Source organism: Kitasatospora sp. NPDC058218, from assembly GCF_042882445.1.
Lineage (GTDB): Bacteria > Actinomycetota > Actinomycetes > Streptomycetales > Streptomycetaceae > Kitasatospora.
The window spans coordinates 1-11,758 of record NZ_JBHVWC010000125.1; the positions used below are offsets into that span (position 1 = coordinate 1).

Genomic DNA, 11,758 nt, shown 5'->3' on the forward strand with positions numbered 1-11,758 from the left:
AGGGTGGTGAGTTCGTGGTGGAGTTCGGTGGCGCCGGGGGCGTCGGGTCCGCGGCGGCTGACGAGGAGGAGTCGTTTGACGCCGTGGGTGGTGACGAGGTGGCGGGCGAGGAGTTTGCCGAGTTCCCCGGTCGCGCCGGTCACGAGGACGTAGTCGTCCGGCGTGAACCCGGGCCCGTCGGCGTCGGGCGCGGGCGCGGCGGCCCGCACGAGACGCGGTGCGAACAGCGCGCCGTCGCGCACCGCGAGCTGCGGCTCCGCGTCGACCGGTGCGACGGGCAGGGCGGCCGCCGATGTCGGCGCGCCGTCGAGGTCCACCAGCGCGAACCGGCCCGGGTTCTCGGCCTGCGCCGAGCGGACCATGCCCCACACGCCGGCCTGCACGAGGTTGGCGGGCCGCTCGCCGGCGGCGTTCTCGGTGACGAACACCAGCCGCGCGTCGGCGAACCGCTCGTCGAGCAGCCAGGCCTGGGCCAGCTCCAGTGTCCATTCGAGCACGATGCCGACCTGCTCGGGCAGCTCGCCGCCCTCCGGGGTCGGGCAGTGGGCGTACACCGTCGGGGCGGGCGCGAGTCCGGCGAGCGCCGCCGCGTTCGCGACCGTGACCGGGGGATCCGTCGCTTCCGCCGACGCCGGGGGAGTGGGCAGCGCGGTCCAGTCGACCTGGTAGAGGCTGTCGAGGCTCTTCGCGCTCTGGGCGACCAGGCGCTCCGGACGGGTCGTGTGCACGCTGAGCACGCCCTCGGCCACCGGTCGTCCCTCGACGTCCGCGACGGTGAGCCCGATGGTGCCGGGCCCGGTCGGGGCCAGCCGGGCCCGGACGGTGCGGGCACCCGTGGCGTGGACGACCAGGTCGGACCAGCCGGCCGGCAGCCTGACCTCGCCGTCCGGGGTGTCCTCGGCGAACGCCATCGGGTGTAGCGCCGCGTCCAGCAGCGCGGGGTGAATCGCGAAGCCGTCCGGACCGGGCAGCTCCGGCAGGACCACCTCGGCGTACACGTCCTCGCCGTGGCGCCAGGCAGCGGTCAGGCCGCGGAAGGCCGGGCCGTACTCCAGTCCGGCCGTCTCCAGACGGGCGTACAGCTCTGTGGTGCCCACCGGCTCGGCGCCCTCGGGCGGGAAGGCACCGAGAGGTGCCGCCGGGTGGCCGGCGTCCGTGGCGAGCGTGCCCTTGGCGAGGACGGTGGCCGTGTCGCCGTCGCGCGACTCGACGGTCACCGCCCGCCGTCCGTCCGCGCCGGCGGTGCCGACGCTCACCTGCACCCGCACCGCGGTGCCCTGCTCGGGCAGCGTCAACGGCGCCTGGAGCGCCAGCTCCTCCAGCCGCGCGCACCCGAGCCGGCCGCCCGCGTAGAGGGCCAGTTCGGCGATCGCGGTCCCGGGCACCAGCACCGTTCCGGCCACGGCGTGGTCGGCCAGCCACGGGTGACTGCGGACCGACAGCCGCCCGGTGAAGACAGCGCCCCCACCGTCGGGCAGGTGGACGACGGCGCCGAGCAGCGGGTGGTCGGGGGCGTCCAGCCCGAGATCGGCGGCGGAGCCCGCGTGGTCGGGGGCGTCGATCCAGTAGGTCTGGTGTTGGAAGGGGTAGGTGGGGAGGTTGGTGTGGGTGCCGGTGGTGGGCCAGGTGGCGGGGTGGCCGTGGGTGTGGGCGGTGGCGACGGCGGCCAGGGTGGTGTGCGCCTCGGGGTGGTTGGGGGTGAGGGTGGCGGTTGCGGTGGCGTCGGGGTGGGTGGTGCGGGTGAGGGTGGTGAGGGTGGCGTCGGGGCCGAGTTCGAGGTAGGTGGTGACGCCGTTGTCGTGGAGGGTGGTGAGGGCGTCGTGGAAGCGGACGGCTTCGCGCAACTGGCGTGTCCAGTAGGAGGGTTCGGTGAGCTCCTGGGCCAATTCGCCGGTCAGGGTGGAGATGATCGGACGTGTGGGCTCGTGGTAGGTCAACGACTCGGCGACGGTGTGGAATTCGTCGAGGATGGGGTCCATGTGGTGGGAGTGGAAGGCGTGGCGGGTGTTGAGGATCTTGGCCTTGCGGCCCTGTTCCTTCCACTGCGTGGCGAGTGCGTGCACGGCGTCGACGTCTCCGGCGATCACTACCGCGTCGGCGGAGTTGATGGCGGCGATGGTGAGGGCGTCGGTGAGGTGGGGGAGGACGTCGGCCTCGACGCCCTGGAGGGTGGCCATCGCGCCTTCGCCGGTGCTGTGCATGAGGCGGGCGCGGGCGTTGACGAGCTTCGCGGCGTCGGCGAGGGAGAGCACGCCGGCGCAGTGGGCGGCGGTGATCTCGCCGATCGAGTGCCCGGCGAGGTAGTCGGGGGTGAGTTCGTGGTGCTCCAGCAGGCGGAACAGGGCCGTCTCCAGGGCGAACAGGGCGGGCTGGGTGTGGAGTGTGGTGTCGAGCAGCCCGTCGGGGTTGGTGGCGATGATGTCGCGCAGCTGCGGGTCGAAGTGGCTGAGTGCCTCGTCGTAGGCGGCGGCGAAGACGGGGAAGGTGGTGTACAACTCCTCGCCCATGCCGACCCGCTGGGATCCCTGGCCGGTGAAGAGGTAGGCGAGCTTACCGGGGTGGCCTGCCCGGCCGGTCACGATGCCGGTGTGCGTGGCGCCGTCGGCGAAGGCGCGTAGGGCCTCGGCGCGGTCGCCCGGTAGGACCACGGCTCGGTGTTCGAACAGCGACCGTGCGGTGGTCAGCGAGTGCGCGACGTCGGCCTCGCTCGCGTCCGGGTGCTCGGTGAGCCAGTCGAGCAGCTGCCGGGCCTGGTCGCGCAGCGCGGGCTCCGACTTCGCCGACAGCGGCCACACCGCCGGGAGTTCGGGTGTCGGCGCAGGAGAGTCGGCAACCTCCTCGGTGGGCGGCTGCTCAAGAACGACGTGGGCGTTGGTGCCGCTGATGCCGAAGGACGACACGGCGGCCCGGCGCGGACGTCCGTCCGCCGCCTCCCACGGCTGTGCCTCCGTGAGGAGCGTGACCGCGCCGGCGGTCCAGTCGACGTGGGTCGACGGCTCGCTCACGTGCAGGGTCTTCGGCAGCTCGCGGTGCTGCATCGCCATGACCATCTTGATGATGCCGCCGACGCCGGCCGCGGCCTGGGTGTGGCCGATGTTGGACTTCAACGAGCCGAGCAGCAGCGGTCGTTCGGACGGACGGTCCTGCCCGTAGGTGGCGAGCAGGGCCTGCGCCTCGATCGGGTCGCCGAGCGACGTCCCCGTACCGTGTGCCTCCACCACGTCCACGTCGGCCGTCGTCAGTCCGGCGTTGGCGAGCGCGGCGCGGATGACGCGTTGCTGGGAGGGGCCGTTGGGGGCGGTGAGGCCGTTGCTGGCGCCGTCCTGGTTGATCGCCGAGCCGCGGACGACGGCGAGTACCTGGTGGCCGTTGCGGCGGGCGTCCGAGAGGCGTTCGACGAGGAGCAGGCCGACGCCTTCGCTCCAGCCGGTGCCGTCGGCGTCGGCGGAGAAGGCCTTGCAGCGTCCGTCGGGGGCGAGGCCGCGTTGGCGGCTGAACTCGATGAACGTCGTCGGGGTGGCCATCACCGTCGCGCCGCCGGCGAGCGCGAGGTCGCACTCGCCGTTGCGCAGTGCCTGCGCGGCGAGGTGCAGGGCGACGAGCGAGGATGAGCAGGCCGTGTCGACGGTGACGGCCGGGCCCTCGAAGCCGAAGGTGTACGACACCCGACCCGAGGCGATGCTCGGCGCGCTGCCGTTGCTCAGGTAGCCCTCGAAGTCGCGCGGGGCGTGCTGGAGCCGGGACGCGTAGTCGCTGTACATGATGCCGGTGAACACGCCGGTCTGACTGCCGCGCAGGGCGGCCGGGTCGATGCCGGCCCGCTCGAAGGTCTCCCACGCGGTCTCCAGCAGCAGGCGCTGCTGCGGGTCGGTGGCGAGCGCCTCGCGCGGCGAGATTCCGAAGAACTCGGCGTCGAACTCGGCCGCCTCGTGCAGGAAGCCGCCGGTGTGGGTGTAGCTGGTGCCGGCGTGCTCGGGGTCCGGGTCGAACAGGTCCTCCGACCAGCCGCGGTCGACCGGGAACTCCCCGATGGCGTCGACGCCGTCGGCGACCAGCCGCCACAGGTCCTCGGGCGAGCGCACCCCGCCGGGGTAGCGGCAGGCGAGGCCGACGATGGCGATCGGCTCGTCGACGGAGCCCGGGGGGACGGTGGCGGGGCGGGTGGCTGAGGCCTGCGCCGCGCCCTCCAGCTCGGCCGCGAGGGCAGCCGGGGAGGGGTGGTCGAACACCAGGGTGGTGGGCAGTCGGCGGCCGGTGGCGGTGCCGAGGCGGTTGCGCAGCTCGACGGCGGTGAGCGAGTCGAAGCCGAGCTCGTTGAACGGCCGGTCGGCGGCGATGGCGGAGGCATCGCGGTGGCCGAGCACGTCCGCCGCCGTGGTGAGGACCAGCTCCAGCATGGACACCGCGGGCATGGCGCCGCCCGCGCCGGCCCGACGACGCGGCGCGCGGAACAGGCCGCTGAGCAGGGCAGGGAGCTTCCCCTGGTCGGCCTGGTCGCGCAGCGACACCGTGTTCAGGGCGGCGGCCGTGGTGAGCGTGGCGCCCAGGCGGGCGTCCAGGGCGGCGAGGCCCTGGTCGACGGGCATCGGCGCCAGGCCGGCGCGGGCCAGCCGGGCCCGGTCGCGGTCGGCGAGCTGCCCGGCCATGCCGGTCTCGGTGTCCCAGAGGCCCCAGGCGAACGACGCGGCGGGCAGTCCCTGATCCGACCGCTGCTCGGCGAGGGCGTCGAGGAAGGCGTTCGCGGCGGCGTAGGCGGCCTGGCCGGCGCTGCCGAGCACACCGGCGACCGAGGAGAAGAGGACGAAGTGGGTCAGGTCGCCGGTGAGTTCGTGCAGCAGCCAGGACGCGTCCACCTTCGGGCGCAGGACGGTGGCCAGCCGCTCCGGGGTCAGCGAGGCGATGACGCCGTCGTCCAGGACGGCGGCCGCGTGCAGTACGGCGCGCACCGGGTGCTCGGCCAGTAGCGCGGTCACGGCCGCGCGGTCGGTCACGTCGCACGCGGCGAGCGTGACCCGGGCGCCGAGTTCGGTCAGCTCGGCGGCCAGCGCGGGGGCGCCGGGCGCGTCGGCACCGCGGCGGCCGACCAGCAGCAGGCTCCGTACGCCGTGCCGGGTGACCAGGTGCCGGGCCACCTTGCGGCCGATCGCGCCGGTGGCGCCGGTGAGCAGCACCGTGCCGTCCGGGTCGAAGGCGGGCACCTCGGCGACGGCCTCGGCCGGCGCCAGACGGCTGGCGCGGACCTCGCCGTCGCGGAGCACCAGCTCGGGCTCGCCGGAGCGCAGGGCGGCGGGGAGGGCGAGGAGCGACGCCTCGGTGCCGTCGGTGTCCACGAGCACGTAGCGGCCCGGGCGTTCGGCCCGCGCGGCGCGGACGAATCCCCAGAGCGCGGCGTGTGCCGGGTTGCGGGGGCCGCCGCCGACCGCGCCGCGGGTGACGAGCGCCAGCGGGGCCTCGTCGTCCGCGTCGGAGCCGTCCTGAAGGAGGGCCAGCAGCCAGGTGACGGCGGCGTGGGTGGCGGCCACCGGGTCGGTGGCGTCCGTGGCCGGCGCCTCCACGATCCGGTGCTCCGCCGCGTCGGAGGGCGCGTTCCCGGCGGCCGGCAGCGGGACCCACTGCACCTCGTACAGCGGCAGCCGGTCGCCGGTGAGCTGCTCGGGGCGGACCGTTCGCAGGAGCAGCGTGCCGGCCTCCAGCAGCGGGGAGCCGTCGCCGTCGGCGACCGTCACGGTCACCGCGTCCCCGCCGTGCTCGGTCAGCCGCACCCGCAGAGCGGTCACCGGGCCGGCTACCGGCGTGCACCGCCGGACTCCCGACCAGCTGAACGGCAGGCGTACGGTGCCGGGTTCGGCGCCCAGCGCCAGCGTTCGCAGGGCAGCGTCCAGCAGCGCGGGGTGCGGGCGGAACAGGGCGGCCTCGCCCCACTGATCCTCCGGCAACTGTACGTCGAGCCAGGTGTCGGCACCGTTGCGCCAGGCGGCGGTGAGCCCTTGGAACGCGGGCCCGTAGTCCAGTCCGGCGTCCGCCGCCCGCGACGCCAGCTCTGCGACGTCCACGGCGGAGCCGGCGGGCCTCCAGCTGAACGGTGTCGGGGCCGGCTCGGTGCCGTCCGCCTCGGCGAGTTGCCCGACCGCGTGCCGGAGCCACTCGGTGCTCTCCCCGGCGTCCGGACGGGAGTGCACCGCCACGGTCCTGCGGCCGGTGCCGTCGGGGGCGCCCACGGTCACCTGGAGCCGCACGGCGGAGTCCTCGGGCAGGACCAGCGGGGCCTCGATGGTCAGCTCGTCCACGGTGTCGTACCCGAGCTGTTCGCCCGCGTGGAGCGCCAGCTCGGCGAACGCCGTCCCCGGTAGCAGGGCGGTGCCGAGTACGGCGTGGTCGGCCAGCCACGGGTGCGTCTTCAGTGCGACCAGACCGGTGAACACCACGCCGTCGCCCTCGGCCAGCTCCACGGCGGCGCTCAGCAGCCCGTGGGTCTGCGCGCCGAGCCCGGCGGCCGCGACATTCCCGCTGCGGCGGGCGGCGGACGGCTCCAGCCAGTAGGTCTGGTGTTGGAAGGGGTAGGTGGGGAGGTTGGTGTGGGTGCCGGTGGTGGGCCAGGTGGCGGGGTGGCCGTGGGTGTGGGCGGTGGCGACGGCGGCCAGGGCGGTGTGCGCCTCGGGGTGGTTCGGCATGAGGGTCGCTGCGGTGGCCGCGTCGGGGTGGGTGGTGCGGGTGAGGGTGGTGAGGGTGGCGTCGGGGCCGAGTTCGAGGTAGGTGGTGACGCCGTTGTCGTGGAGGGTGGTGAGGGCGTCGTGGAAGCGGACGGCTTCGCGCAACTGGCGTGTCCAGTAGGAGGGTTCGGTGAGTTCGTCGGTGATTTCTCCGGTGTGGGTGGAGACGATGGGGGTGGTGGGCTTGTGGTAGGTCAACGACTCGGCGACGGTGTGGAATTCGTCGAGGATGGGGTCCATGTGGTGGGAGTGGAAGGCGTGGTGGGTGTTGAGGATCTTGGCCTTGCGGCCCTGTTCCTTCCACTGTGTGGCGAGGGCGTGGACGGCGTCGACGTCACCGGCCACGACTACCGCGTCGGCGGAGTTGACGGCGGCGATGGTGAGCCCGCCACCGAGGTGGGGGAGGACGTCGGCCTCGACGCCCTGGAGGGTGGCCATCGCGCCTTCGCCGGTGCTGTGCATGAGGTGGGCGCGGGCGTTGACGAGCTTCGCGGCGTCGGTGAGGGAGAGGACGCCGGCGCAGTGGGCGGCGGTGATCTCGCCGATCGAGTGTCCGGCGAGGTAGTCGGGGGTGAGGCCGTGGTGCTCCAGGAGGCGGAACAGGGCCGTCTCCAGGGCGAACAGGGCGGGTTGGGTGTGGAGTGTGGTGTCGAGCAGCCCGTCGGGGTTCGACGCGATGATCTGGCGCAGTTCGGGGTCGAAGTGGCTGAGTGCCTCGTCGTAGGCGGCGGCGAAGGCGGGGAAGGTGGTGTACAACTCCTCGCCCATGGCGACTCGCTGGGATCCCTGGCCGGTGAAGAGGTAGGCGAGCTTACCGGGGTGGGCTGCGTTGCCGGTGACGACAGCCGGGTGGCGCGTCCCCTCCGCCAGGGCGTGCAACGCCTCCGCCCGCTCGCCGGGCAGGACCACGGCCCGGTGCTCGAACAGCGACCGCCCGGTGGTCAGCTCGTGCGTGACGTCGGCCTCGCTCACGTCCGGGTGCTCGGTGAGCCAGTCGAGGAGCCGGCGGGCCTGGTCGCGCAGCGCGGGCTCCGACTTCGCCGACAGCGGCCACACCGCAGGGAGGCCGGACGCCTCGACGGTCGCGGTTTCGGCCGCGGGCGCCTCCTCCAGGATGATGTGCGCGTTGGTGCCGCTGATGCCGAAGGACGACACGCCGGCCCGGCGCGGACGTCCGTCCGCCGCCTCCCAGGGTCGCGCCTCGGTCAGCAGTTCGACCGCGCCCGCCGTCCAGTCGACGTGCGGGGAGGGCTCGTTGACGTGCAGGGTCTTCGGCAGCTCGGCGTGCTGCATCGCCATGACCATCTTGATGATCCCGGCGACGCCGGCCGCGGCCTGGGCGTGGCCGATGTTGGACTTCAACGAGCCGAGCCACAGCGGCCGTTCGGCCGGACGTTCCTGCCCGTAGGTGGCCAGCAGCGCCTGCGCCTCGATCGGGTCACCCAGCGACGTGCCCGTGCCGTGGGCCTCCACCACGTCGACATCGACCGTCGTCAGCCCGGAGTTGGCGAGCGCCTGGCGGATCATCCGCTGCTGCGAGGGGCCGTTGGGGGCGGTGAGGCCGTTGCTGGCGCCGTCCTGGTTGATCGCCGAACCGCGTACCACCGCGAGTACCTGGTGGCCGTTGCGGCGGGCGTCCGACAACCGCTCGACCAGCAGCAGGCCCACGCCCTCCGCCCAGCCGGCACCGTCGGCCTCCGCGGAGAAGGACTTGGAGCGGCCGTCGAGCGCAAGACCGCGCTGCCGGCTGAACTCGATGAACGGCGCCGGGGTGGCCATCACGGTCACGCCGCCGGCGAGTGCGAGGTCGCACTCGCCGTTGCGCAGCGCCTGGACGGCGAGGTGCAGGGCGACCAGCGAGGAGGAGCACGCGGTGTCGACGGTCACGGCCGGGCCCTCGAAGCCGAAGGTGTACGACACCCGGCCGGACGCCACGCTGCCCGCGCTGCCGTTGCCGAGGTACGCCTCGAAGCCCGCGGGGGCCTCGTCGCGCAGCCGCCACCGGTAGTCGTTGTACATGACGCCCGCGAACACGCCGGTCCGGCTGCCGCGCTGGGCGGCCGGGTCGATGCCGGCCCGCTCGAAGGCCTCCCACGCGGTCTCCAGCAGCAGGCGCTGCTGCGGGTCGGTGGCGAGCGCCTCGCGCGGCGACATCCCGAAGAACTCGGCGTCGAAGTCGGCCACGTCGTAGAGGAATCCGCCCTCCTTGGCGTAGGCCTTGCCCTCCTTGTCGGGGTCCGGGTCGTAGAGGTCGTCGAGGTCCCAGCCGCGGTTGGTGGGGAACGGCGCGACGGCGTCGACCCCGTCGGCGACCAGCCGCCACAGGTCCTCCGGCGAGCGCACCCCGCCGGGGAAGCGGCAGGCCATGCCGACGATCACGATCGGGTCCTGGTCGAGGCCCGTGCGGGTGTGCTGCACGGTGACCGCGGTGGCGCCGCCGGTGACCTCGTCCAGGAGGTGGCCGGTGACGGCGCTGAGCGTCGGGTAGTCGAAGACCAGCGTGCTGGGCAGCCGCAGCCCGGTCGCGCCGATCAGACGGTTGCGCAGCTCGACGGCGGTCAGCGAGTCGAAGCCCAGCTCCTTGAAGGCGCGTTCCGCGTCGATGCTCTGCGGGGTGGCGTGCCCGAGGACGGTTGCCACCTGGGTGCGGACCAGGTCGAGCACGGCCTCCGCGCGCTGGTCGGCAGGCAGGGCGGCCGTGCGCTGGGCCCAGGAGGCGCCGCCGGACGCCGCTGCCACGGCACGGCGGGCCGGCGTCCGCACCAGGGCCCGGAAGGCGGCCGGGAGCTCCGGGAGCGTGCGCAGGGCGGCGAGGTCGATCCGGGTCGGCACGGCGAGGGCGTGGGCTCCGGCGAGGGTGGCGTCCAGCAGAGCGAGGCCGCGCTCGGAGGGGAGCGGGACGATGCCGGTGCGCGCCATCCGGGCGCGGTCCGCGTCGGTCATCGTCGACGTCATGCCGCTGGCCTGCTCCCACAGGCCCCAGGCCAGCGAGACGGCCGGGCGGCCGAGTGCGCGGCGGTGGGCGGCGAGGGCGTCGAGGAAGACGTTGGCCGCCGCGTAGTTGGCCTGGCCGGCGCCGCCGATCACGCCGACGACGGACGAGAAGACGACGAACAGGTCGAGTTCGCCGGCGAGTCGGTGGAGGTTCCAGGCGCCGTCCAGCTTGGGCCGCAGCACCGCGTCGACCTGCCCGGGGGTCAGCCCCGGGACCGTGGCGTCGTCGAGGACGCCGGCCGTGTGGAAGACGGCGGTGAGCGGGTGCGAAGCCGGGACGGTGGCGAGCAGTTCGGCCAAGGCGGCCGGGTCGGTGATGTCGCAGGCGGCCAGGGTGGCCCCGGCGCCCAGTGCGGTCAGCTCCGCGCGCAGCTCGTCGGCCCCCGGGGCGGCCTGCCCGCTGCGGGAGACCAGCAGCAGACGGCGCGCGCCGTGCTCGGTCACCAGGTGGCGGGCGAGCAGCCGGCCCAGGGTGCCGGTCGCGCCGGTGATCAGGACCGTGCCGTCGGGGGCGAAAGCCTGGGCGGGCGACCCGGTGGCGGGCGGCGCGGTCGGCACCGCGCGGACGAGACGCGGTGCCCAGGCCCGGCCGTCACGCAGTGCGAGTTCGGGTTCCCGGCCGACGGCGAGGGCCGCGGCGACGGTCCGCAGGAGAGCGCTCGTGACCGTCGAGGTATCCTCCCCGGGCTCCTCCGTGTCGAGCAGCACGATCCGGCCCGGGTTCTCGGTCTGCGCGGTGCGCAGCAGGCCGCGCACGGGGGCGTGCACGAGGTCGAGCACGTCCTCGCCGTCCCGGACGGACACCGCCCGCCCGGTCACCACGACCAGGCGGCTTTCCGCGAAGCGCTCCTCCGCCAGCCAGCGCTGCACCGACCCGAGGGTTTCCCGCACGGCCGCGCGTGCAGCCGCCGGGACGTCGTCCTCGGCGGCGAGCGACGGCGGCAGGACGTGGATCAGCACCTCGGGGGCGGTGTCGCCCGCCAGGGCCTCCGAGAGGTGTGCCCAGCCGTCGAGCGGTTCGGTGTCCGTGGCGAGCAGGACGGGCTGCCACTCGACCGTGAAGAGGTCGTCCTGGCGGGCGCCGAGCGCGCCCGCCGCGATCGGGCGGAGCACCAGGGAGTCCACCGACGCCACCGGCGCGCCGGTGCCGTCCGCGACCGCCAGCGCGTAGGTGCCCGACGCGTCGGGCGTGAGGGCGATCCGAAGCTCTCGGGCGCCGGTCGCGTACAACCGGACGCCCGACCAGGCGAACGGCAGCGGGATCTCGCCGGACGGTGCCGTGAGGGCCGCCAGGGGTTCCAGCACCGCGGGGTGCAGGGCGGCGTCCAGGAGGGCCGGGTGGAGGCCGAAGCCGTCGACCTCGGTGTCCTCCGGCAGCGCGACCTCGGCGAACAACTCGTCGCCGCGCCGCCACAGCGCCCGCAGGCCCTGGAACACCGGCCCGTACTCGTAGCCGTGCACGGCCAGGCGCTCGTACGCCTCCGTGGTGCTCACCGCGGCCGCGCCGGACGGCGGCCAGGCGGCCAACTCGCGCGGCTGCGCGGTCGATTCGCCGAGCATGCCGCTGGCGTGACGGATCCACGGGCTCGCGTCGTCCGGCCGCGAGTGTACGGCGATCGTCCGGCGGCCCTGCTCGTCCGCGACGCGGACCTGCACCTGGAGCTGGACGGTGCCACTCTCGGGCACCACCAGCGGGGCCTCCAGCGTCAGGTCCTCCAGGACCGCAGCGCCCATGTGGTCGCCGGCCGCGACGGCCAGCTCGACGAACGCGGTGCCCGGCAGCAGCACGGTTCCCGCCACGGCGTGGTCGGTCAGCCACGGCTGGGCCTGCCGGGACAGCACGCCGGTGAACAGCGTCGTGTCGTCCTCCGCGGCGGTCACGACGGTCGCCAGCAGCGGGTGCTCGGTCGCGGTGAGGCCCAGGTGGGCGGGGTCGGTGACGGATCGCGGGGTCGGCAGCCAGTAGGTGTGGTGTTGGAAGGGGTAGGTGGGGAGGGTGGGGGTGTTGGCCGTGGCCGGGGTGGTTGTGGTGGGGGTGAGTCCGTGGGTGTGGG

At 74.5% G+C, this 11,758-nt stretch carries 1 protein-coding gene; it reads right to left on the reverse strand.

The features are described 5' to 3' along the window. Positions 1 to 11,758: SDR family NAD(P)-dependent oxidoreductase (locus tag ACFVYI_RS41665; protein WP_387895184.1), on the reverse strand; the 11,758-nt coding region annotated here is incomplete at both ends.